This is a genomic window from Enterobacter asburiae, from assembly GCF_001521715.1.
Taxonomy (GTDB): Bacteria; Pseudomonadota; Gammaproteobacteria; order Enterobacterales; family Enterobacteriaceae; genus Enterobacter; species Enterobacter asburiae.
Window position 1 is genome coordinate 3,471,143 of the sequence record NZ_CP011863.1, and the last position, 21,297, is coordinate 3,492,439.

Below are 21,297 nucleotides of genomic sequence, written 5' to 3' on the forward strand. Positions count from 1 at the left end.
GCTACTGCTTCACCCACACCAGTTGGTCCACCCGGAAGCCCAGACTGCGCGCGGTGTTCAGGTAATCCTGCTTCACCGCATCCGGAATGGTTGGCGTGCGCGACAGGATCCACAGGTAGTCGCGGTTTGGGCCGCTGACCAGCGCGTACTGGTACTTATCGTCCAGCCTGATCACGTTATAGCCGCCGTAGAACGGACCGAAGAACGACACCTTGAGCGCGGCGGTGGTCGGTTCGCCGGTAAAGTACGCTTTCCCTTCGCTCTCGTTCCACTTGTTCTTCACCGGATCGTAACCGCGGTTAAGCACGCTGATGCCGCCGTCGCTGCGCTTGCCGTAGGTGGCGGTTACCTGCTCCAGCCCGCGTTCAAAGCGGTTTTCCAGACGGGCGACCTCGTACCATTTTCCGAGATAGCGGCTGGCGTCAAAACCAGAGATCGGCTGCACGCCCTTCGGCGGCGTGGGGGATTTACAGGCGACCAGCGTCAGCGCAATAGCAACACCGGTCACAACAGGCCATAGCTTCATGAGAATTCCTTTCATTTGCACGGTTGGACGTTAAGTGTAGTGCACCGTTTCGGCGCTTCATCCCGTTCGGGAAAATTCGTAGTATATTGAGAGTATTCCTCCACTCTGGACACGGACATGGCTTACTCCATCGGCGAATTCGCCAGACTCAGCGGCATCACCGCCACCACCCTGCGGGCGTGGCAGCGTCGCTATGGTTTACTCAAGCCACAGCGCACGGAAGGCGGCCACCGCCAGTACAGCGACGAGGACGTCCAGCAGGCGCTCAAAATCCTCGACTGGGTAAAAAAAGGCGTCCCGATCGGCCAGGTCAAACCGCTGCTGGAACGCCCGATGCCGGGACGGACCAACAACTGGCAAACCCTGCAGCAGAACATGCTGCAACGCCTGCAGGACGGCAAGGTCGAGTCCCTTCGCCAGATGATTTACGACGCCGGACGCGAATATCCAAGGCTGGAGCTGGTCGCGAACGTGCTGCGCCCGCTGCGCAGCCAGGTCTCGGCCAACGTCGCTGCCGCCATGACCCTGCGCGCGATCCTCGACGGCATCATCATCGCCTACACCTCGTTTTGCCTCGAAGGCGATAAAAAAGCGCCGGGCGATAATATTCTGCTCAGCGGCTGGCACCTCAACGACCCGTGCGAGATCTGGCTCGAAGCCTTAACGCGTACCGGGCAGGGCCACCGAATCGACATCCTGCCGGTTCCGCCTGACGCGCTGGCACCGGAAATTTTCCCGGAGCGCAAATGGCTTCTGGTCACCAGCGGCAAACTCACCGCCGGGCGGAAAAAACAGGTGGAGCAGTGGCAGCAGCAGGTATCGCTTGAAGTGATTATCCTCTGATAATTTTCTCCTGCGGGAATCTTCACGAAAAGTTGAATATTTTCCCGCGCCGCAGATGCTAACGTTTTCCTGTGACGAATAACTCCACAGGAAAACACCATGAAAAAAACTGCCCCTCTGCTGATCCTGGCCTCGATGGCCTTTGCCCCTGCTGCCTTTAGCGCCCCTGCCGGCACGCTGAGCGTCCACATTCTCGACCAGCAAACCGGGATGCCGCCGTCGGACGTGACTGTGACTCTCGAAAAGCAACAGCAGGACAAGTGGACCCCGATTGCCAGCGGCAAAACCGACCACGACGGCCGCATCAAATCGCTCTATCCGCAGGATCAGGACATGCAGCCTGGCGTGTATAAAGTGACCTTCAAAACCGCAGATTACTTCCACGGCAAAAAGCTGGACTCCTTCTTCCCGGAGATCCCGGTGCTGTTTACCGTGACCCGCACCAACGAGAAGCTGCACATCCCGCTTCTGCTGAGCCAGTACGGTTATTCGACCTACAAGGGCAGTTAATAAGCATTGATTCTAAAGGAATAAAAAAAATAGTTCCGCGAATACTTGGACAAATTAGTCATGTTGTGTAAGTTTTAATTATATGAACGGGAGGACCACACCATGACAACGAAACCTGTACTCGGTATTAGCGGATGTTTGACCGGTTCCGCCGTTCGCTTTGACGGCGGACACAAACGTATGGGCTTCGTCATGGATGAGCTGGCCCAGTGGGTGAATTTCAGGCCCGTCTGCCCGGAAATGGCTATCGGTCTGCCGACGCCTCGCCCGGCCATACGCCTGACGCTGACGGACAGCGGCGAAACGCAGCTCCGTTTCAGCAAGCCGCCTCATGATGACCTCACGCAGAAAATGGCCGACTTCACGGCGGACTATCTGCCAAAAATCGGCGATCTCTCGGGATTTATCGTCTGTGCAAAATCCCCAAGCTGCGGCCTGGAACGCGTGCGTCTGTACGATGAAAACGGCAACCGGGGCCGCAAGGAGGGCGTCGGGCTGTTCACCGCCGCCCTTCTTGAAACCTACCCGTGGCTGCCCGTCGAGGAAGACGGTCGGCTGCACGACCCGGTGCTGCGGGAAAACTTTATCGAGCGGGTATTTGCCCTGCACGAGCTAAACACGCTGCGCGCTAAAGGTCTGACGCGCCGTGGGCTGCTGGATTTCCACAGCCGCTATAAATTGCAGCTGCTGGCGCACCATCAGGCGGGCTATCGTGAAATCGGCCCGTTCGTTGCCTCGCTGCACGAGTGGGAAGACCTGGACGCCTTCTTCGTGGCGTACCGGGAAAAACTGATGACCATCCTGAAAAAACCCGCCTCGCGGAAGAATCACACCAACGTGCTGATGCATATTCAGGGATATTTCCGTAACCAGCTGAACACCCGCCAGCGCGGCGAGCTGCGCGACGTGATCCTGCACTATCGCAACGGACAGTTGCCTATTCTCGCCCCGATCACGCTGCTGAAGCACTACCTGGCCGAATACCCCGACCGGTATCTGATGACGCAAAACTACTTTGATCCCTATCCTGATGATTTGGGTCTGCGTCTGGCAGTCAAGTGATCATAAAAATGCGAAGGCCCCATTGACCCGTAGAGGCCCAAAGCAGTACCCCGTTTAGACGACATCCTCACTGTCGTCTCTTTTTTGCATTTCATCTCAAAGACTGTGATTATATACAGGCTTATTCTGCAAAAGGGGCCTGCCTGTGATCAACACCCTGCACATTCAAAACTATCGATCCATCCGCGACATGTCGCTGGAGCTGGAGCAGCTCAACATCGTCTTCGGGCCGAACGGCACCGGGAAATCCAATATCTACAAGGCGATTCATCTGATGCACAGCGCCGCTCAGGGGCAGTTTTCCCAGGCGCTGGCAAACGAGGGCGGCATTCTTAAGGTATTCTGGGCAGGCAAAACCCGCAGCGACCAGCTGCGGCGGATGAATCTGGCGGTGGAAACAGAGACCTACGAATACGAGCTACAGGTCGGGTTTGTGGAGAAGCTGCCCTATCCCTCGCAGTTTCAGCTCGATCCGGTGATCAAAGAGGAGTCCATCTGGCTGAGCGGCCAGCACCGTCGGCCTTCGTCACAGCTGATGAAGCGTAAGAACCAGACGGTGTTTCTGAACAACGTGCATCACGAGAAAGTGACCCACAGCGGCACGCTGTACGAGAACGAATCGGTATTCGGGCAGCTCGGCGAACCGCATCTTTACCCGGAAGTGTCGCAGATGCGCGAGTCCCTGCGTAACTGGCGCTTTTATCATGAGTTTTCTGTATCAATCGGCTCGGCGATGCGCGCCCCGCAGGTCGGCTTCCGCTCCCCGGTGCTGGCCAGCGACGGTGCCAACCTGGCGGCAGCGTTTCAGACCATCGTCGAGATCGGCGACGAGCTGCTGCTGATGCGCATCCTTGACCAGGCCTTCCCCGGCTGCGTGTTTTACAGCGACAACACCGGCGGACGTTTTCGCATGATGATGCAGCGCGAAGGTCTTAGCAGGCCGCTGGAACCGGCGGAGTTCTCCGACGGCACCCTGCGCTTCTTGTGCCTGGCGGTAGCGCTGTTAAGCCCGCGCCCACCGGCGTTTATCGCGTTGAACGAACCGGAAAACAGCCTGCACCCGCAGATGCTGCCCGCCCTGGCGAGCTTAATCGCCGAGGCCAGCCGCTACTCGCAGATCTGGCTCACCAGCCACTCGCCGGAGCTGGCGAAGTTGATTGAGAAGCAGAGGTCGTTTTCGTTGTACCAGCTGTCGATGGTGGAGGGGGAGACGAGGGTGGAGAGGTTGGGGTAAGCCGCATTCTCTTCCTTTGAAGCCCAATAAAATGAAATTTTCATTTTTTCTCTTTCACCTGCAGGGACTGCCCCCCTCCAATGATGAACCCTGCGCCTACAGAGATTTTGAGCGCAGCAATCAAGTCGCTCCACTTGAAATCAAAATCATTAAGGAAGAGATACGAGGCCGCTGCAATTATCAGACGGCCTGAAGCCATAGTGATAAAGAGACCTGACATCCAGAGTAATACCAGTAAAAGGAAAAGTTTTAATCGAGGATTAATCATCATTTCTATAACTACCACAATCGCTTTCGTGATATTGATATTTCGTTCGGCAGTACGTCGAGATTAAGGCTCTCTCTTTATCCATATTTCGCTTCAACGTATCATTCCTATAAAGAAACCCAGATACCCGGCCCGACTTAACCATAAAAAGGGGCTAGTGAGGCTCGACAACCTGATACTGGTCAATTCTCTCATGGGTGCCAGCCCATCATTTTTGATAATGAAATTTTTTGCACAATAGCGACAGTGCATAACCAGAAACATAATTCCGGCGATCACAAAACCAAAATAACTTTCGCGACTCCCCCAAAAATGTGCGCTTAATTTTAAATAAGTTAATCCCCATACGCTTAGTAAAAAGACGATAAACGAACATGCTGCGATATTCATGTCTCGCTTACTGCCCAGCCCAAAAAAGAGCGCATCAAAGAAAATCATAGAGGTAAAAGGTGACTGGACGCTTCTTCCCGTCACTTTACTAAAGCGAAGAAACACGGCCGTTCCAACTGCAAAAGCGAAAAGTGCAATTCCTAATAATACATAAATCATTTCATGAGTCCTTTTTGCCACCTCATTCAATGTACCTATCTGTTCTTCGACAGGTAAGAAATTATATTATCGGCATCAGGTTTGTTTGGTTGAGACTTAGTACGCCACACATTTTCTTCTGCCGCTATATGCTCTCCTGTATCAGGCTCCTCGCCTCTGCTTAGTACCATTAGAACAGCAGGCCCGAAGATGCACTTGCTCACGCTATCGTCTGGTTGGCATCATTCATCGCATCACCGGTATTGTTGCCTGCAACCGAGAGTGGAGAGGCTGGGGTAGTTCAATCTCTTCATACCCAACTTACCGGGGTGGGTCTTCGGATCGGTTCTTTTCTTTTGCCATAACGCACTGTATTCCTCCAACGAGGATCCCACCACTAATGGCAAGGGTCGTAGCTTCAACAAGATCACTGATTGGAAAATCAAATTGTCCGATGAAAAAGAAGCTGACCAGGGCAATCAACAAACGTCCAAATAAAAGCGTGGCAAATATTCCTGCTATCCAAACAGCGGCCAGTAACAAAAATAATTTTACCCTTGTAGTAATCATTATTTTTCCTCTGTCTGTATGCGGCAAACCGGTGAAGAACTGTAACCAGTAGCTACTGTAGGTTCCTGAATGCTCAAATTTCTTAACCTGTCGTTATTACAGAACCTTCACGCTAGTTCTGCAGACGAAACGTCTTTCGCCACTCCGCCGGACTGACCCCAAAACGCGCCTTAAACTGCTGTCGCCAGGTGACGGCGGAATTAAACCCCACCAGCTCGGCCACGCGCTCAATCGGCATATTTCCGGCCTCAAGCAGGATCTGGCTGCGCCGCAGGCGTTCGGCGGTAAGCCAGTCGGCGACGCTCATCCCCGTGGCTTTAATGAAATGACGGGTCAGGGTGCGGCGGCTCATCGAAACCACCTCCGCCAGCGAGTCCAGGCTATGCGGTTCAGTGATGTGCTGCTGAAGATAGTCGATCAGGCAGTTAATGCGTCCGTCCCGGGTATCTTTGGGTACCGGCTGGGCGATGAACTGCGCCTGCCCGCCTTCGCGGTAGGGCGGAACAATCATCCGACGGGCAATCTGGTTGGCGACCACGCTGCCAAAGCGCTGGCGAATGATATACAGGCAGCAGTCCAGCGCCGCCGCGGTTCCGGCAGAGGTGATGATATTGCCGTCATCCACGTAAAGGGCATTAATATCCAGCTGAACGTGCGGGAAAAGGGACTGGAACTGATGTTCGAACTCCCAGTGAGTGGCCGCACGTTTGCCGTCGAGGAGCCCCGCATAGGCCAGCACAAACGACCCCAGACACAGCCCGACGATTTCCGCGCCGTTGTCTCTCGCCTGCACCAGGCTGTCGAGCAGCGTCTGGGGCGGGCGTTCAAGGACGTGCTGCCAGTAGGGAACGACGACAATATCGGCCTGACCAATGGCGGTATAGTCCTGCGTGGCGTTGAGGGCGAATCCGTCTTTTGAGGTGAGGAACCCCGGCGTTTCGGCGCAGATCGTCACGTTAAAGCGCTTTTCGCCGGAGACAGAATCGCCAAACAGAATGCAGGGAACGGAGTAGTGGAACGGGCTGAACCCGTCAACCGCGACAATCGCGACGTTGATTAGCGACATCTGTCTCTCCTTTCCCTTTAACGCGCTCAGAATATAACGGTTTCGCCATCCTGGGGAATGCTCACTGCGTCACTCACCTGATTGGCTTCAACGTACTCACGCAGCGCGCTGCGGGTCAACAGGCAGTGGTTAATCGCCTCCATGTGGCTCGCCACAATGTGGGCCTGCGGCAGCAGGAAATGAACGTTGAGCACGTCCTCTTGCCCCATAATAATCGGCCCAAAACCAATGACGTGGGCATAGCCAGCGTTCAGCACCACCACATCCGGCTGGTGCTTTTGCAGATCGGCCGCCACCTCGTCACGCCAGACGGTATCCCCGGCAAGATAAAGCGTCTTCTCATCGGGATGACGCAGCACCACGCCGCAGGCCTCGCCCAGCCGCTCCGCCAGCTCCGGCACGGCGTAAGCGCGATCGGTGCCGTGCTGCCCGCCCTGGGTTTTCGCAATCTGAATATCACCGAAGAAGGTCGCGTCGGTCATGACCGTCAGGTTGCTAAATCCCTGGCTTCGCAGCAGCGCGGCGTCACGATCGTTTTGCACGTAGATCGGTTTGTCTTTGGCGATCAGCTCCGCCGCGGCGCGATCCCAGTGATCGTCATGGGTATGGGTGACGATCACCGCGTCGGCGTCCAGCAGCGTGTTGACGTCAACGGGGAGTTCGACCGTCGGGTTACGGCGTTCGGCATACGCCGTGCCGGGAAAGCCCGGATAAGCCCCCTTCGGGGCCAGCATCGGGTCGATTAAAAGACGTTTTCCGGCGTAGGTAATCAGCTGGGTGGCGTTGCGAATGTGGGTAATGTTCATAGGCTATCCTCCGGTTGGTGTGATAAGGAGGATAGCCAGCCGTCACAATTGACGCTGTGGGCTAAAGGGCGATTACCGATGGAATCGGGCCAATTTAAGCAACCCGTTTTCCGTCAGATCGATTACCAGCCCGGCACCGCCCCGCCGTTGAAGATCGTCTCCGCCGCTTTCGCTACCTCAGGCGACTGATACGACTGGATAAATTCCTTCACGTTCTCCGCGTCTTTGTTGTCTTCGCGCGTCACCACAATGTTCACGTACGGCGAGTTTTTATCTTCAATAAAGACGCTGTCATGCACCGGCGACAGCCCTGTTTGCTGAATATAGGTAGTGCTGATGATGGCGACATCCACTTTCGGGTCGTCCAGCACGCGCGGCAGCTGTGCCCCTTCCAGCTCCATTATTTTCAGCTGTTTAGGGTTGGCGGTAATATCCAGCGCCGTCGGCAGCAGCCCGGTGTCCGGCTTCAGGGTAATGAGCTTCTCCTTTTGCAGCAGCAACAGCGCGCGGCCAAGGTTGGTCGGGTCGTTTGGAATGGCAATGGTTGCCCCGTCCTTCAGGTCAGAGACGGCTTTGATTTTGCGGGAATAGCCGGCCATCGGAAAAACAAAGGTGTTCGCCACGGCCACCAGCTTGTAGCCATGCGCCTTGTTATCCTCAGCGAGGAACGGGCGATGCTGGAAGACGTTGGCATCCAGTTCCCCCTGGTTGGTCGCATCGTTGGGCAACAGCGAGCCGCTGAAGCCGACCAGCTCCACGTCCAGGCCATATTTCTCTTTTGCCACCTTTTTGGCGACTTCCGCCACGTCCTGTTCAGCGCCGTTGATGACGCCCACTTTAATGTGTTTGGCATCGCTGCCACTTTGATCGCACCCTGCCAGCAGCAGGCCAGCAAGTACCAGAGCACCCAATCGACGTTTCACAAGACAGTTCCTTTTGCTGAATGTTGAAGTGACTATATCGACAACGAGGCGGTGGAATAAAAAACGAAAAAGAATCAATAAGAAGGATAAGTTATATGCGGGTATTGCCGGGTGGCGCTGCGCTTACCCGGCATCAGGGATCACGACGTTGTCGTCCAGTCCTCGACGGTAAGCTCCTGCACCATTCTGAATGCACGATCGTTAGTCACAATCGTTGTTCTCCGACTGATGGCATGCGGAGCGATCAGTTGATCGAGATCGCCCATCACTTTTCCTCTCTTCTCCATTGCTGCGCGGAGTTCACCATACGTTGCGGCGGCTTCACTATCCCAGTCGCAAATCGTGATGGTATTGAGAAACTCCTGGATTGTTTCTTTCAATCTACTGCTTTTCTTCTTATCTGCACCATACAGCAACTCTGCTTCGGTAATGCTTGAGATACAAACGTCCCCCGGAGTCAAACATGTCATTCAGCTTATAACTTCCGGGTGTCGTTTAAACAAGTGGCTCACGATATTCGTATCCAGCATATGCCTCATGAACATGCTCCATCCAGAGGGTCTCTTGTCGTAACACTCTGATTGCGTTCCTCTTTGCTCAGAAACGAATCCGGTACGTCCGTAACTGACAGCATGCGGAAAAACGTATCCCAACTCTTTGTCTGAACAGGTTTTGCCGCCAAAACGACATTCCCCTCCTCATCCCGCCGGATGTAGACGCTCTCCGTATCAAAAGCGAATTCAGCAGGTAGCATTACGGCCTGATTCCGCCCCTTTTTGAAGAGTTTTGCTGTGCGTTCCATTGCCATCTCCATGGTTTACTTGACCAGGCCAAAGCATGCGCCAGGGCCTGAAAAGAAGACAAGCAACACGCTTCAAATTAGGAATGCGACTCGCAATAAATAGCTGAATCCATAATCACAGAAACGGATTTAAAGCGCTTTCGCCAGATAATGCCGCTGCATGCCCTCATAAGGGTAATCCTGTAGCGACATCTGCAGCCGGTAGCCCTGTTTTTCATAGAACGGGCGCGCCTGGAAGCTGGCGGTATCGACCAGCGCGTGCTTGCAGCCTTTGCGTCGGGCTTCCTCTTCGGCCGTTTTGATGAGCTGGCTGCCCACGCCAGATCCGCGCACGGTCTCGCTGACCCACAGAAAATCAATGTTCAGCCAGTCGCCTTTACGCACCCCAATCAGCCCGCCCAGCATAGCGCCATTATCGTCCCGCACGTAAACGCCAATATCCCCGCTGAAGGTCGACAGATCTAAAAATTGCCCGTTATAAGATCTCAACCCCGTTAATAACTCTTCTTTTTCAGCGGGCGTTACATTATCTGTTATGCTCAGGTGCATATTTCTCTCCTTATTTTCTATGCAATCTGAATATCTCACAGCTTAACCTCCACAAAAACTCCTAATTTCCTCCATTTTTTAAATACGGAAACATTCCCTCAATATCTAAATAAAAAAGGCCTTTCCAATACGCACCCAAAACGTATACTGAGAACGATCATTCTCACTTTTACACGGTAGCCGACGATGAGCACAAAGCTGGAAGAACGACAAAAACTGCGCCAGGACGAGATCATCACCGCCGCTCGCCGCTGCTTTCGCGCCAGCGGATTTCACGCCGCCAGCATGTCGCAGATAGCCAGCGAGGCGAAGCTTAGCGTCGGTCAAATTTACCGTTATTTCAGCAACAAAGACGCGATTATCGAAGAGATGATCCGCCGCATCATCGACTCGCGCATCGAGGAGATGCAGGGCAAAACGCTGGTAGAAGGGATGCCGCAGGCGCTCGCCTGGCGACAGACCCTCAACGAAGATGACGATGCGCTGATGCTGGAAATGTCCGCGGAGGCTACGCGTAATCCACAGGTGGCGACGATGCTGATCGAAGCCGAATCGCGCATGTTCGCCAACGCCTGCGAGCACCTGAAAAAGCAGTTTCCCCACCTGAGCGACGAGCATATTCGCTGCTGCGTGGAGATTACCGCCGTGATGATTGAGGGGACGATTTATCGTCGATTAACCCCTTTAAAAGTCCCGTCAGAACAATTAGAACCCCTTTATCAGGATATTTTAAATATGCTTTTCTCTGCGAAGTAATCGCATATGAATAATTAGCGGGAATAAGTAATTCCCCTTTTTTACATTTCTGGCTCTGCCAGAGATGCGGTATCGCTGTGACTTTAAATAGCTCTCCTCCCTGTTAAGCCATTAACGGGGCAGGCGTCGTTCACCCTGGAAAAAGATTATGAAAACCATAACAACCTCCATCGCGGCATTACTCCTCCTGACAGGGTGCGATAATGCGCAAACATCTGCTCCCCAGCGTCCTTTACCGGAAGTGGGGATTGTCACCCTCATGAGCCAGCCGGTGTCCGTCGTCAGCGAACTGACCGGCCGCACCACCGCCGCCATGAGCGCCGAAGTGCGCCCGCAGGTGGGCGGCATTATTCAGAAGCGGCTGTTCACCGAAGGCGATACCGTTAAAGCCGGACAGGCGCTGTATCAAATTGACCCTTCCAGCTACCGCGCTGCCTACGATGAAGCCGCCGCGGCGCTGAAGCAGGCGCAGGCGCTGGTGCAGGCCGACTGCCAGAAGGCCCAGCGCTATGCGCAGCTGGTGAAAGACGACGGCGTGTCGCGTCAGGACGCAGAGGACGCGAAGTCCACCTGCGCGCAGGACAAGGCCAGCGTTGAGTCAAAGAAGGCCGCGCAGGAGAGCGCGCGCATTAACCTTAACTGGACCACCGTGACCGCGCCGATTGCCGGACGCATCGGCATCTCCTCCGTCACGCCCGGCGCGCTGGTGACCGCCCAGCAGGATACCGCGCTTGCCACCGTTCGCGGCCTGGACAGCATGTACGTCGATCTCACGCGTTCCAGCGGCGATCTGCTGCGTTTACGCAGGCAAACCCTTGCCACCAATAGCGATACGCTAAGCGTGTCGTTAATCCTCGAAGACGGCAGCACCTACAGCGAGAAAGGCCGTCTGGCGTTAACCGAAGTGGCGGTGGATGAATCAACCGGCTCCGTCACGCTGCGCGCCGTCTTCCCGAACCCGCAGCATCAGCTCCTGCCGGGGATGTTCGTTCGCGCGAGGGTGGATGAAGGCATCATGAACGACGCGATCCTCGCGCCGCAGCAGGGCATCACCCGCGACGCCAAAGGCACCGCCACCGCGCTGGTGGTCAATGCCAGCAACAAGGTCGAGCAGCGTCAGCTGGAGACGGGCGATACCTACGGCGACAAATGGCTGGTGCTGAGCGGCCTGAAGGCGGGCGATAAGCTGATTGTGGAAGGCACCGACAAAGTGACTGCCGGACAGGAAGTGAAGGCCGAAGAGATGAAAACCAGCGGAGGAAACGCCTGATGTTTTCCCGCTTCTTCGTGCGTCGCCCGGTCTTTGCCTGGGTTATCGCCATTCTCATCATGCTCGCCGGGATGCTGGCGATCCGCACGCTGCCGGTGGCGCAGTACCCGGACGTCGCCCCGCCGTCGATCAAAATCTCCGCCACCTACACCGGCGCCTCCGCGCAGACGCTGGAAAACAGCGTGACGCAGGTGATCGAGCAGCAGCTCACCGGGCTGGATAACCTGCTCTACTTCACCTCCACCAGCAGCTCGGACGGGTCGGTGAGCATTACCGTCACCTTCGAGCAGGGAACCGATCCGGACACCGCCCAGGTACAGGTGCAGAACAAGGTCCAGCAGGCGGAATCGCGCCTGCCGACCGAGGTGCAGCAGTCCGGCATTACCGTCGAGAAATCGCAGAGCAACTTCCTGCTGATCATGGGCGTATATGACAAAACCGACACCGCCAGCAGCTCGGATATCGCCGACTGGCTGGTGAGTAATATGCAGGATCCGCTGGCGCGCGTGGAGGGCGTCGGGAGCCTGCAGGTATTCGGGGCGGAATATGCGATGCGCATCTGGCTCGACCCGGCGAAGCTGGCGTCCTACTCGCTGATGCCGTCCGACGTGCAGAGCGCGATTGAAGCGCAGAACGTGCAGGTTTCCGCCGGTAAAATCGGCGCGCTGCCCTCGTCGAACGCCCAGCAGCTGACCGCCACCGTCCGAGCTCAGTCGCGCCTGCAAACGGTCGATCAGTTCAAAAACATTATCGTGAAGAGCCAGTCCAGCGGCGCTATCGTGCGCATCAGCGACGTTGCCCGCGTGGAGATGGGCAGCGAAGACTATACCGCCACCGCGAAGCTGAACGGCCACCCGGCGGCGGGTATGGCGGTGATGCTTTCACCGGGCGCGAACGCGCTCAACACCGCCACGGCGGTAAAAGACAAGATCGCCGAGTTCAAAAAGTCGATGCCGGAAGGCTACGACGTGGCCTACCCGAAAGACAGCACCGAGTTCATCAAGATCTCCGTTGAGGACGTGATTCAGACCCTGTTCGAAGCCATTATCCTCGTGGTGGTGGTGATGTACCTGTTCCTGCAAAACATCCGCGCGACGCTGATCCCGGCGCTTGCGGTGCCTGTCGTTCTGCTGGGCACCTTCGGCGTGCTGGCGCTGTTCGGCTACTCCATCAATACCCTGACGCTGTTTGCGATGGTGCTGGCGATCGGGCTTTTGGTGGATGACGCCATCGTGGTGGTGGAAAACGTCGAGCGTATTATGCGCGACGAGGGGCTGCCCGCGCGGGAAGCCACCGAAAAATCGATGGGCGAAATCTCCGGCGCGCTGGTCGCCATTGCGCTGGTGCTCTCTGCGGTATTCCTGCCGATGGCCTTCTTCGGCGGCTCCACCGGGGTGATTTACCGTCAGTTCTCGGTCACCATTATTTCGGCGATGTTCCTCTCCGTGGTGGTGGCGTTGACCCTGACGCCGGCGCTTTGCGGCGCGATCCTGAGCCACACGGCACCGCACAAAAAGGGCTTCTTCGGCGCGTTTAACCGCTTCTACAGCAGGACCGAGCGCGGCTATCAGAACAAGGTGCTGCGCGCTCTGCGCCGTTCCGGCGGCATGCTGGTCATCTACGCCCTGCTCTGCGGCGCGATGGGCTTCGCCATGCTTAAGCTGCCGGGCAGCTTCCTGCCAACGGAAGACCAGGGTGAAATCATGGTGCAGTACACCCTGCCAGCAGGCGCGACGACGGTGCGTACCGCCGAAGTCAGCCGCCAGGTGCGCGAATGGTTCCTCACGAAAGAGAAAGCCAACACCAACGTGATCTTCACCATTGAGGGCTTCAGCTTCAGCGGCAGCGGCCAGAACGCCGGGATGGCGTTTGTCTCCCTGAAAAACTGGTCCGAACGTAAAGGCGATGCAAACACCGCGCAGGCCATTGCCCTGCGCGCCACGCAGGAGCTAAGCACCATCCGCGATGCGACCATCTTTGCCATGACGCCGCCTGCGGTGGACGGCCTGGGCCAGAGCAACGGCTTTACCTTTGAGCTGATGGCCAGCGGCGGCACCGACCGCGACGCGCTGCTGAAGCTGCGTAACCAGCTGATTGGCGAAGCCAACCAGGACAGCTCGCTGCACGCCGTGCGCGCCAACGATCTGCCGCAGATGCCACAGCTTCAGGTGGATATCGATAACACCAAGGCCGTGTCGCTGGGGCTATCCCTGAGCGACGTTACCGACACCCTCTCCAGCGCCTGGGGCGGGACCTACGTGAACGATTTTATCGACCGCGGCCGCGTGAAAAAGGTCTACATCCAGGGCGACAGCGACTATCGCGCCGTGCCGTCGGATCTCAACAAATGGTTTGTGCGCGGCAGCGACAGCACCATGACCCCGTTCTCCGCCTTCGCCACCACCCGCTGGGAGTATGGCCCGGAAAGCCTGGTGCGCTACAACGGCTCGGCGGCGTATGAAATTCAGGGCGAAAACGCCAGCGGTGCCAGCTCCGGCACGGCGATGAGCAAAATGGAGCAGCTGGCAAACAGCCTGCCGTCCGGCAGCACCTGGGCGTGGAGCGGTTTGTCGTTGCAGGAGAAACTGGCGAGCGGTCAGGCGATGAGCCTGTATGCCCTCTCCATCCTCGTCGTGTTCCTGTGCCTGGCGGCGCTGTATGAAAGCTGGTCGGTGCCGATTTCGGTCATTCTGGTGATCCCGCTTGGCGTGCTGGGCGCGGCCGTCGCCGCCTCCCTGCGCGGCCTGAACAACGACGTCTATTTCCAGGTAGCGCTGCTCACCACCATTGGCCTGTCGTCGAAGAACGCGATCCTGATTGTCGAGTTTGCCGAAGCCAAAGTCGCTGAAGGGTACTCTCTGACGCGCGCCGCCCTGCGTGCCGCCCAGACGCGCCTGCGGCCGATCATCATGACCTCGCTGGCGTTTATCGCAGGGGTGACGCCGCTGGCCGTGGCAACCGGTGCAGGCGCCAACAGCCGCGTGGCGATTGGTACCGGCATTATCGGCGGGACGCTGGCCGCGACGCTGCTGGCGATCTTCTTCGTCCCCTTATTCTTTGTACTGGTGAAACGTCTGTTCTCCGGTAAACACGCGAACCGGAGGTCATAATGTTTCGTGTATCTATTTTAGCGTTAGCCCTGCTGAGCGCAGGCTGTGTGTCGTTAGATCCAACGTATCAACGCCCGGACGCCCCCGTCCCGGCAACCTTGCCCGGCGCGCACGGCGAAGCCACCGCCGTGGTGAGCCAGTGGCAGCAGGTGATGAACGACGCGCGGCTGAAAAGCGTGGTGACGATGGCGCTGAACAGCAACCGCGACGTGCAAAAAGCGATTGCGGATATCGACGCCGCCCGCGCCCAGTACGGTGAAACGCGCTCGTCCCTGTTCCCGACGGTGGACGCCGAGCTGAGCCACACCCGCAGCCGCACGCTGGCGAGCGGCGTGACCACCAGCGACGAAGCCAACGGCGCGGTCTCCAGCTTCGAGCTGGATCTGTTTGGCCGCAACCAGAGCCTCTCCCGCGCCGCGCGTGAAACCTGGCTTGCCAGCGAGTTCACCGCGCAGAACACGCGCCTGACGATGGTTAGCGAGCTAACCACGGCCTGGGTGACGCTGGCGGCGGATAACAGCAACCTGGCGCTGGCGGAATCCACGATGGAGAGCGCGGCGAATTCGCTGAAGATTGTGAAGCGCCAGCAGGACGTTGGCGTGGCGGCCGCCACTGACGTCAGCGAAGCGATGGCGGTGTATCAGCAGGCGCGCGCCAGCGTGGCGAGCTATCGGACTCTGGTGATGCAGGACAAAAATGCCCTCAATCTGCTGGCGGGCGATACGGTGCCGGAGAACCTGCTGCCCGGCACGCTGGAGAGCCTGAGCGACAACGCCATCACGCTGATCCCGGCGGGCGTCAGCTCCAGCGCGCTGCTGCGCCGCCCGGACATTCAGGAGGCGGAACATAACCTGCTGAGCGCCAACGCCAATATCGGCGCGGCGCGCGCCAACTTCTTCCCGACCATTTCGCTGACCGCCAGCGCGGGCGTCGGCAGCGACTCGCTCTCCTCCCTGTTCAGCCACGGGATGAAGGTCTGGTCGTTCGCGCCGTCCATCACCCTGCCGCTGTTCAGCGGCGGGAACAATCTGGCACAGCTGCGCTACGCGGAAGCGGAGAAGAAGGGGCTGATCGCCACCTATGAGAAAGCCATCCAGAGCGCGTTTAAGGACGTGGCCGACGCGCTGGCGCGGCGTGAAACCCTGAGCGAGCAGCTCGACGCCCAGCGCGAATACGTCGCGGCGGAGCAAAAAACGCTGGATGTGGCGACGCGCAGCTATAAGGCGGGCGCGGGAGATTATCTGACGGTACTGACCGCGCAGCGATCGCTGTGGTCGGCGCAGGAATCGCTGATTGCGCTGCAGCAAACCGACCTCGAAAACCGCATCACGCTGTGGCAGTCGCTGGGGGGCGGTATTCAGTAGCGCTTGCCGGGAAGTACATGACAGGCGGTGAAGAGAAAATTCATACTTTCGGCTGGCGTCGCTACACTGAATGTAACGATATATTTCATGGGAAGCATGTGACTTCTAAAGGGGGTTGTTGATGAAAGCTGCGCACCTGGTCTGCCTGCTGGTTTGTCTGCTCTTCGCCGCGTTTGTCCATGCTCAGGAAAAGGATGACCCCGCGAAAGAGGCGCAAATAAAGCAGCAGGTCCTTAAAGATATTAAGAAAACCTGTACGCCACAGAAAAAGCAGAGCGATAAAGCCTGGCAGGAGATGATTTTGTCGTCCGAGGCCAATCAGCTGCTGATCAAAAATGCCATCACCGCCGTGAAGCGCGACAACCTGGATGCCTACTGGGGGGCGATTGGTCAGGTGGATTGTATGGAAGATTATTGAGTTCAAGCCGGGTGGCGCTACGCTTACCCGGCCTGGAAAATTTTTTAACGCTTCCGCATATCCGGAATAATCAAATCCCCGCGCAGAACATAGGACCCCAGCATCTGCGTTTTCTCTGTCAGCCAGCTCACAATGCGCGCCGCCATCGCGTCCATGGAATATTCAATCGCCGGGATCACCGGAATACCCGGCAGGTGCAGCGATCCGGCCAGGCTGAAGACCATAATGTCGTCCGGCACCGATTTATTAAACGCCTGCAGCTGCGGGATCACCCGCTGGGCTTCCTGCTCGTCCGCCACCAGCAGCGCGTTGAAGTTCAGGGTGCTGGCGTTGTTAAGCAGCTCCTGCAGCGCAACGGACGAAGAAGTCGCGTCCATAAAGACCAGGCTGCGATTAAAGGGCAGGAAATTTTTCTCCAGCGCGTGCTTGTAGCCGAGCAGCACCTGGTCGGCAAAACCGCTGCCGTGGGGGTGGATCAGCGCAATCTGGCGACGCCCCTGGCTGGTGAGGTAGTTACAGGCGGTTTCGGCGGCAAAGGCGTGATCGAACTGGATGCTGTTGGAGTTATCAGACTCCATGCAGTCCACCAGAATGACGTTGTCCATATCCACGTCCAGCGGGAAACGGGCGCCAATCACCAGGATGTCGTCACACAGGCCGCAGGAGAGTTCTTCAAGGGCGTGCATCACTTCCGCTTTGCTGTGCGCGAAGCGCAGCAGGAGGTGTTTTTGATGCTGGCTGAGCTGTTTTTCCAGCGCGTAGAGATAACCGGTGGTCTGGTTAATGTTTTCCTGCGCGCAAATCACCCCAATACAGCCCGTCGACTGGCTCAGCAGCGACTGGGCAATCACGTTAGGCCGGTAGTTCAGCTCATCCACCGCTTTCAGTACGGCCTGACGGCTGGCTTCCTTTACGCCACGCGACCCGCTCAACACTCGCGATACCGTGGCTTTAGATACCCCGGCAAGACGTGATACATCATTGATTGTCGACATCTCTTTCCCCTGACAGGCTTACCTCGCGCCTGCAAATTCCATGACCGCTTCGGCTCACATTATAGCCAGAACGGAGTATATCCGTTTCCGTTTTCCATGGAAACCGATTTTCCGTTTCCACTCAAAATGATGTCAAAACACCCAAATTATGTGATGCACATCCGGTTAATTAGCCTCATAAGTAAGGGATCTTGATGGGTATCACACTTCTGTCTTTTATGAATGGAAACCGGTTTCCGTATAATGTCCAATCATCCTCGCAATAACTTTTTACATTTAGAGGATGGTTGTCGATGTTCAAAATTATGCTGTGCTGCTCTGCCGGGATGTCCACCAGCCTGTTGGTCAGCAAAATGGTCGATGTCGCGAAAGAACGTGGTTTGCCGGTGAAGATTGATGCGTACGGTGTTTCCGAATTTGATACGCAGTTTCCGCAATACCAGGTTGTCCTTCTCGGACCGCAAGTGAAATACATGTTAAAGACACTCTCAGACAAGGCGGCGACGCAAGGCATTCCGGTGCAGCCCATCGACATGATGGACTACGGCATGCAGCGTGGCGATAAGGTACTGGACTATGCTCTGTCGCTTATCGAAGCGGCACACTAAAAGGTGTTCACATGAGTTCGTTATATCAATCCATGGTCGCGGTGATTGAGCAGTCAATTACCCCGCTGGCCGCCAAGCTGGGCCAGCAAAAGTATGTGATTGCCATCCGCGACGGCTTTACCGCCGCGCTGCCGTTTATGATCATCGGCTCGTTTATGCTGGTGTTCATCTTCCCGCCGTTCTCGGCGGATACCACCAACAGCTTCGCCCGCGGCTGGCTGGATTTCTCCCAGACCTACCGCGAGCAGCTGATGCTGCCGTTTAACCTCAGCATGGGCGTGATGACCTTCTTCATCTCGGTGGGAATTGGGGCAAGCCTGGGGCGTCAGTTTAACCTCGACCCGGTGATGTCCGGCCTGCTGGCCTTTATGGCCTTCCTGCTGGTCGCCGCGCCCTATGCCGACGGCAAGATCTCGACCCAGTATCTCTCCGGTCAGGGCATCTTCACCGCGCTGATCACCGCCATTTACGCCACCCGCGTCTACGCGTGGCTGAAGCAGAATAACGTGACCATTCGCCTGCCGAAGGAAGTGCCGACCGGCGTGGCGCGCTCGTTTGAGATCCTGATCCCGGTGATGGTGGTGATCGGTACGCTGCACCCGCTGAACCTGTTCATCGAAGCGCAGACCGGGATGATTATCCCGCAGGCGATCATGCACCTGCTGGAGCCGCTGGTGTCTGCCTCTGACTCCCTGCCCGCCATTCTGCTCTCCGTACTGCTGTGCCAGATCTTCTGGTTCGCCGGTATTCACGGCTCGCTGATCGTCACCGGCATCATGAACCCGTTCTGGATGGCGAACCTCTCCGCAAACCAGGCGGCGCTGGCGGCCGGTGCGGCGCTGCCGCACGTTTACCTGCAGGGCTTCTGGGATCACTACCTGCTGATTGGCGGCGTAGGCTCTACCCTGCCGCTGGCGTTCCTGCTGCTGCGCAGCCGCGTTACCCACCTGCGCACCATCGGCAAAATGGGCGTGGTGCCAAGCTTCTTTAACATCAACGAGCCGATTCTGTTCGGCGCGCCGATCATCATGAACCCGATGCTGTTTATCCCGTTCGTGTGCGTTCCGCTGGTCAACGCCTGCCTGGCGTACGGTGCAACGAAGCTCGGCTGGCTGGCACAGGTCGTCTCGTTAACCCCGTGGACCACCCCTGCACCGATTGGCGCCTCGTGGGCGGCAAACTGGGCGCTCAGCCCGGTGGTGATGTGCCTGGTCTGTATGGTGATGTCCGCGCTGATGTACCTGCCATTCCTGCGCGCCTATGAGCGTACGCTCATCAAAAACGAAGAGCAGAAAGCCCAGGCAACCGTCGGCGCCGCCGAGACCGCCAGCAATTAAGTCAAAGAGGAAGAGTTATGAAATACGCATTTCCCGATAACTTCTGGTGGGGCAGCGCAAGCTCCGCTCTCCAGACGGAAGGGGCAAGAGAGGGGGAAACCACGTGGGATTACTGGTTTGCCCGCGAGCCGAACCGTTTTCACAACGGCGTGGGGCCGCAGCAGACCTCCACGTTCTATCAGCACTGGAAAACGGATATTCAGCTGTTAAAGCAGCTGAACCACAACAGCTTTCGCACCTCGATTAGCTGGGCGCGCCTGATCCCCGACGGTATCGGTGAAGTGAACCCGGAGGCGGTCGATTTTTACAATCAGGTCATTGATGAGCTGAATGAACAGGGCATCACGCCGTTTATCACCCTGTTCCACTTCGACATGCCGATGGCGATGCAGGAAATCGGCGGCTGGGAAAACCGCGACGTGGTGGACGCCTACGCCCGCTATGCGCAGATCTGCTTCGAGCTGTTTGGCGATCGCGTCCTGCACTGGTTTACCTTCAACGAGCCGATCGTGCCGGTGGAAGGCGGTTATCTGTACGACTTCCACTACCCCAACGTGGTGGATTTTCGTCGGGCGGCCACCGTGGCGTATCACACCGTGCTGGCCCACGCGAAGGCGGTGCAGGCCTACCGCGCCGGGCATTACGCCGGGGAGATTGGCATCGTGCTGAACCTGACGCCGTCGTACCCGCGCTCGCAGAACCCGGCGGACGTGAAGGCGGCGCACATCGCGGACCTGATGTTTAACCGCAGCTTCCTCGACCCGGTCCTGCGCGGCGAATACCCGGCGGACCTGGTCGCGCTGCTGAAATCCTGCGATCAATTACCCGCCTGTAAACCGGAAGACGGTTTCCTGATTGCGGAAGGGAAAATCGACCTGCTCGGCGTGAACTACTATCAGCCGCGTCGCGTGAAGTGTCGCGACAGCGCGGTGAACCCGCAGGCGCCGTTTATGCCGGAGTGGTTCTTTGATAACTACGAGATGCCGGGCCGCAAGATGAACCCTTACCGCGGCTGGGAAATCTACGAGCCGGGTATTTACGATATTCTGGTCAACCTGCGCGACAATTACGGCAACCCTCGCTGCTTTATTTCTGAAAACGGCATGGGCGTCGAAAACGAGCAGCGCTTTATTGAAAACGGCCAGATTAACGATCGGTACCGCATCGAGTTTATTTCCGAACATTTAGCCTGGCTGCATAAGGGTATTAGCGAAGGGTGCAATTGTCTTGGCTACCATATGTGGACGTTTATTGATAACTGGTCGTGGTGCAACGCGTATAAAAATCGCTACGGATTTATCCAGCTCGATTTAGAGACGCAAAAACGCACCATTAAGAAAAGCGGAGAGTGGTTTGCCGCCACCGCGTTAAATAATAGCTTTGAAAAAGAGTAATGATGATGATCGCACTAGAAGAAGCCGTAATGGAAATTATCGTCAATGCCGGACAGTCCCGCAGCCTGTGCTTTGAAGCGCTGCACGCGGCGCGCCAGGGCAACATTGACGAGGCCAAAAGCCTGCTGCGCGAAGCCGACGGCTACGCGCGCCAGGCGCACAAGATGCAGACCAAACTGATCGAGCAGGATGCGGGCGAAGGCCGCCAGCCGATGACGTTAATTATGGTGCACGCGCAGGATCACTTAATGAATTCCTTATTAGCGCGTGAACTGTCCGAAGAAATTATTCATTTATATCAGAGATAGTCTATGGCGAAATAATTACTGTAATACCTCTGTACCCTAAATAGAGATCC

General features: G+C 56.9%; 24 protein-coding genes. 13 read left to right on the forward strand and 11 right to left on the reverse strand.

The window, feature by feature from the left end:
• Position 1 precedes the first annotated feature (1 nt).
• Positions 2-526 (reverse strand): lipocalin family protein, encoded by a 525-nt coding sequence (locus ACJ69_RS16770; RefSeq protein ID WP_033147067.1) that lies wholly within the window; start codon positions 524-526, stop codon positions 2-4.
• A gap of 117 nt (positions 527-643) precedes the next feature.
• Here ACJ69_RS16770 and ACJ69_RS16775 point away from each other — a divergent pair, with 117 nt between their 5' ends.
• The 4 genes from ACJ69_RS16775 to ACJ69_RS16790 all read left to right on the forward strand — a co-directional run bounded on the left by ACJ69_RS16775 (position 644) and on the right by ACJ69_RS16790 (position 4,175).
• Positions 644-1,369 carry a MerR family transcriptional regulator gene (locus tag ACJ69_RS16775; protein WP_059347358.1) on the forward strand — a complete coding sequence of 242 codons (726 nt, stop codon included), beginning with the start codon at positions 644-646 and terminating at the stop codon, positions 1,367-1,369.
• Positions 1,370-1,468: 99 nt separating this feature from the next.
• A complete protein-coding gene (gene uraH, locus ACJ69_RS16780) occupies positions 1,469-1,879 on the forward strand; it encodes a hydroxyisourate hydrolase (RefSeq protein ID WP_024906656.1) in 411 nt (136 codons plus the stop codon).
• A gap of 102 nt (positions 1,880-1,981) precedes the next feature.
• Positions 1,982-2,941 (forward strand): YbgA family protein, encoded by a 960-nt coding sequence (locus ACJ69_RS16785; protein ID WP_023333995.1) that lies wholly within the window; start codon positions 1,982-1,984, stop codon positions 2,939-2,941.
• A gap of 145 nt (positions 2,942-3,086) precedes the next feature.
• A complete protein-coding gene (locus tag ACJ69_RS16790; protein WP_054830078.1) occupies positions 3,087-4,175 on the forward strand; it encodes an AAA family ATPase in 1,089 nt (362 codons plus the stop codon).
• 40 nt (positions 4,176-4,215) lie between these two features.
• On the opposite strand, the gene ACJ69_RS16795 is transcribed toward ACJ69_RS16790, so the two are convergent.
• The 9 genes from ACJ69_RS16795 to ACJ69_RS16835 all read right to left on the reverse strand — a co-directional run bounded on the left by ACJ69_RS16795 (position 4,216) and on the right by ACJ69_RS16835 (position 9,687).
• On the reverse strand, positions 4,216-4,446 hold the full coding sequence (locus ACJ69_RS16795) for a hypothetical protein (RefSeq protein WP_147449228.1): 231 nt from the start codon (positions 4,444-4,446) through the stop codon (positions 4,216-4,218).
• A 90-nt stretch (positions 4,447-4,536) separates the two neighbouring features.
• Positions 4,537-4,992 (reverse strand): hypothetical protein, encoded by a 456-nt coding sequence (locus tag ACJ69_RS16800; RefSeq protein WP_029740773.1) that lies wholly within the window; start codon positions 4,990-4,992, stop codon positions 4,537-4,539.
• A gap of 300 nt (positions 4,993-5,292) precedes the next feature.
• Positions 5,293-5,541, reverse strand: a complete 249-nt coding sequence (locus ACJ69_RS16805) for a hypothetical protein (protein ID WP_054830079.1) — start codon at positions 5,539-5,541, stop codon at positions 5,293-5,295.
• 112 nt (positions 5,542-5,653) lie between these two features.
• Positions 5,654-6,607: a GlxA family transcriptional regulator gene (locus tag ACJ69_RS16810; protein ID WP_054830080.1), complete on the reverse strand. Its 954-nt coding sequence runs from the start codon at positions 6,605-6,607 to the stop codon at positions 5,654-5,656.
• 26 nt (positions 6,608-6,633) lie between these two features.
• Positions 6,634-7,413 (reverse strand): MBL fold metallo-hydrolase, encoded by a 780-nt coding sequence (locus ACJ69_RS16815; RefSeq protein ID WP_047646730.1) that lies wholly within the window; start codon positions 7,411-7,413, stop codon positions 6,634-6,636.
• Between the two features lie 122 nt (positions 7,414-7,535).
• Complete coding sequence (gene nlpA / locus ACJ69_RS16820) at positions 7,536-8,336, reverse strand: lipoprotein NlpA (protein WP_054830081.1); 801 nt, start codon at positions 8,334-8,336, stop codon at positions 7,536-7,538.
• Between the two features lie 140 nt (positions 8,337-8,476).
• Positions 8,477-8,806 (reverse strand): type II toxin-antitoxin system VapC family toxin, encoded by a 330-nt coding sequence (locus ACJ69_RS16825; RefSeq protein ID WP_232248590.1) that lies wholly within the window; start codon positions 8,804-8,806, stop codon positions 8,477-8,479.
• 65 nt (positions 8,807-8,871) lie between these two features.
• A complete protein-coding gene (locus tag ACJ69_RS16830; RefSeq protein ID WP_054830087.1) occupies positions 8,872-9,138 on the reverse strand; it encodes an antitoxin in 267 nt (88 codons plus the stop codon).
• 129 nt (positions 9,139-9,267) lie between these two features.
• Positions 9,268-9,687 (reverse strand): GNAT family N-acetyltransferase, encoded by a 420-nt coding sequence (locus ACJ69_RS16835; protein ID WP_054830082.1) that lies wholly within the window; start codon positions 9,685-9,687, stop codon positions 9,268-9,270.
• A gap of 186 nt (positions 9,688-9,873) precedes the next feature.
• Here ACJ69_RS16835 and ACJ69_RS16840 point away from each other — a divergent pair, with 186 nt between their 5' ends.
• The 5 genes from ACJ69_RS16840 to ACJ69_RS16860 all read left to right on the forward strand — a co-directional run bounded on the left by ACJ69_RS16840 (position 9,874) and on the right by ACJ69_RS16860 (position 16,605).
• Positions 9,874-10,443 (forward strand): TetR/AcrR family transcriptional regulator, encoded by a 570-nt coding sequence (locus tag ACJ69_RS16840; protein ID WP_029740765.1) that lies wholly within the window; start codon positions 9,874-9,876, stop codon positions 10,441-10,443.
• 148 nt (positions 10,444-10,591) lie between these two features.
• Positions 10,592-11,713, forward strand: a complete 1,122-nt coding sequence (locus ACJ69_RS16845) for an efflux RND transporter periplasmic adaptor subunit (RefSeq protein WP_054830083.1) — start codon at positions 10,592-10,594, stop codon at positions 11,711-11,713.
• Positions 11,713-14,823 (forward strand): efflux RND transporter permease subunit, encoded by a 3,111-nt coding sequence (locus ACJ69_RS16850; protein WP_059347360.1) that lies wholly within the window; start codon positions 11,713-11,715, stop codon positions 14,821-14,823. The genes ACJ69_RS16845 and ACJ69_RS16850 overlap by 1 nt, the downstream gene beginning before the upstream one ends.
• Positions 14,823-16,187 (forward strand): efflux transporter outer membrane subunit, encoded by a 1,365-nt coding sequence (locus ACJ69_RS16855; protein WP_059347361.1) that lies wholly within the window; start codon positions 14,823-14,825, stop codon positions 16,185-16,187. The genes ACJ69_RS16850 and ACJ69_RS16855 overlap by 1 nt, the downstream gene beginning before the upstream one ends.
• A gap of 121 nt (positions 16,188-16,308) precedes the next feature.
• Positions 16,309-16,605: a YicS family protein gene (locus tag ACJ69_RS16860; RefSeq protein ID WP_023309843.1), complete on the forward strand. Its 297-nt coding sequence runs from the start codon at positions 16,309-16,311 to the stop codon at positions 16,603-16,605.
• Between the two features lie 44 nt (positions 16,606-16,649).
• On the opposite strand, the gene ACJ69_RS16865 is transcribed toward ACJ69_RS16860, so the two are convergent.
• Entirely contained in the window at positions 16,650-17,600 is a 951-nt protein-coding gene (locus ACJ69_RS16865; RefSeq protein WP_047646737.1) for a LacI family DNA-binding transcriptional regulator, read from the reverse strand.
• Positions 17,601-17,893: 293 nt separating this feature from the next.
• Here ACJ69_RS16865 and ACJ69_RS16870 point away from each other — a divergent pair, with 293 nt between their 5' ends.
• From ACJ69_RS16870 to ACJ69_RS16885, 4 genes are read left to right on the forward strand one after another with little or no spacing between them, the layout of a single operon-like run.
• On the forward strand, positions 17,894-18,208 hold the full coding sequence (locus ACJ69_RS16870; RefSeq protein WP_010426508.1) for a PTS sugar transporter subunit IIB: 315 nt from the start codon (positions 17,894-17,896) through the stop codon (positions 18,206-18,208).
• Between the two features lie 11 nt (positions 18,209-18,219).
• Entirely contained in the window at positions 18,220-19,545 is a 1,326-nt protein-coding gene (locus ACJ69_RS16875; protein ID WP_038417741.1) for a PTS sugar transporter subunit IIC, read from the forward strand.
• Between the two features lie 17 nt (positions 19,546-19,562).
• Complete coding sequence (locus ACJ69_RS16880) at positions 19,563-20,939, forward strand: glycoside hydrolase family 1 protein (RefSeq protein WP_054830084.1); 1,377 nt, start codon at positions 19,563-19,565, stop codon at positions 20,937-20,939.
• A 5-nt stretch (positions 20,940-20,944) separates the two neighbouring features.
• Positions 20,945-21,247 (forward strand): PTS lactose/cellobiose transporter subunit IIA, encoded by a 303-nt coding sequence (locus tag ACJ69_RS16885; RefSeq protein ID WP_029741865.1) that lies wholly within the window; start codon positions 20,945-20,947, stop codon positions 21,245-21,247.
• The last annotated feature ends 50 nt before the right edge of the window (positions 21,248-21,297 follow it).

Coding starts and splice junctions, on each gene's coding strand:
- ACJ69_RS16875 (WP_038417741.1), top strand. CDS start 18,220: ATGAGTTCGTTATATCAATCCATGGTCGCGGTGATTGAGCAGTCAATT.
- ACJ69_RS16870 (WP_010426508.1), top strand. CDS start 17,894: ATGTTCAAAATTATGCTGTGCTGCTCTGCCGGGATGTCCACCAGCCTG.
- ACJ69_RS16775 (WP_059347358.1), top strand. CDS start 644: ATGGCTTACTCCATCGGCGAATTCGCCAGACTCAGCGGCATCACCGCC.
- ACJ69_RS16795 (WP_147449228.1), bottom strand. CDS start 4,446: ATGATGATTAATCCTCGATTAAAACTTTTCCTTTTACTGGTATTACTC.
- ACJ69_RS16880 (WP_054830084.1), top strand. CDS start 19,563: ATGAAATACGCATTTCCCGATAACTTCTGGTGGGGCAGCGCAAGCTCC.
- ACJ69_RS16840 (WP_029740765.1), top strand. CDS start 9,874: ATGAGCACAAAGCTGGAAGAACGACAAAAACTGCGCCAGGACGAGATC.
- ACJ69_RS16850 (WP_059347360.1), top strand. CDS start 11,713: ATGTTTTCCCGCTTCTTCGTGCGTCGCCCGGTCTTTGCCTGGGTTATC.
- ACJ69_RS16815 (WP_047646730.1), bottom strand. CDS start 7,413: ATGAACATTACCCACATTCGCAACGCCACCCAGCTGATTACCTACGCC.
- ACJ69_RS16855 (WP_059347361.1), top strand. CDS start 14,823: ATGTTTCGTGTATCTATTTTAGCGTTAGCCCTGCTGAGCGCAGGCTGT.
- ACJ69_RS16865 (WP_047646737.1), bottom strand. CDS start 17,600: ATGTCGACAATCAATGATGTATCACGTCTTGCCGGGGTATCTAAAGCC.
- ACJ69_RS16770 (WP_033147067.1), bottom strand. CDS start 526: ATGAAGCTATGGCCTGTTGTGACCGGTGTTGCTATTGCGCTGACGCTG.
- ACJ69_RS16825 (WP_232248590.1), bottom strand. CDS start 8,806: ATGACATGTTTGACTCCGGGGGACGTTTGTATCTCAAGCATTACCGAA.
- ACJ69_RS16830 (WP_054830087.1), bottom strand. CDS start 9,138: ATGGAACGCACAGCAAAACTCTTCAAAAAGGGGCGGAATCAGGCCGTA.
- ACJ69_RS16800 (WP_029740773.1), bottom strand. CDS start 4,992: ATGATTTATGTATTATTAGGAATTGCACTTTTCGCTTTTGCAGTTGGA.
- ACJ69_RS16835 (WP_054830082.1), bottom strand. CDS start 9,687: ATGCACCTGAGCATAACAGATAATGTAACGCCCGCTGAAAAAGAAGAG.
- ACJ69_RS16860 (WP_023309843.1), top strand. CDS start 16,309: ATGAAAGCTGCGCACCTGGTCTGCCTGCTGGTTTGTCTGCTCTTCGCC.
- ACJ69_RS16785 (WP_023333995.1), top strand. CDS start 1,982: ATGACAACGAAACCTGTACTCGGTATTAGCGGATGTTTGACCGGTTCC.
- ACJ69_RS16810 (WP_054830080.1), bottom strand. CDS start 6,607: ATGTCGCTAATCAACGTCGCGATTGTCGCGGTTGACGGGTTCAGCCCG.
- ACJ69_RS16805 (WP_054830079.1), bottom strand. CDS start 5,541: ATGATTACTACAAGGGTAAAATTATTTTTGTTACTGGCCGCTGTTTGG.
- ACJ69_RS16885 (WP_029741865.1), top strand. CDS start 20,945: ATGATCGCACTAGAAGAAGCCGTAATGGAAATTATCGTCAATGCCGGA.
- uraH (WP_024906656.1), top strand. CDS start 1,469: ATGAAAAAAACTGCCCCTCTGCTGATCCTGGCCTCGATGGCCTTTGCC.
- ACJ69_RS16845 (WP_054830083.1), top strand. CDS start 10,592: ATGAAAACCATAACAACCTCCATCGCGGCATTACTCCTCCTGACAGGG.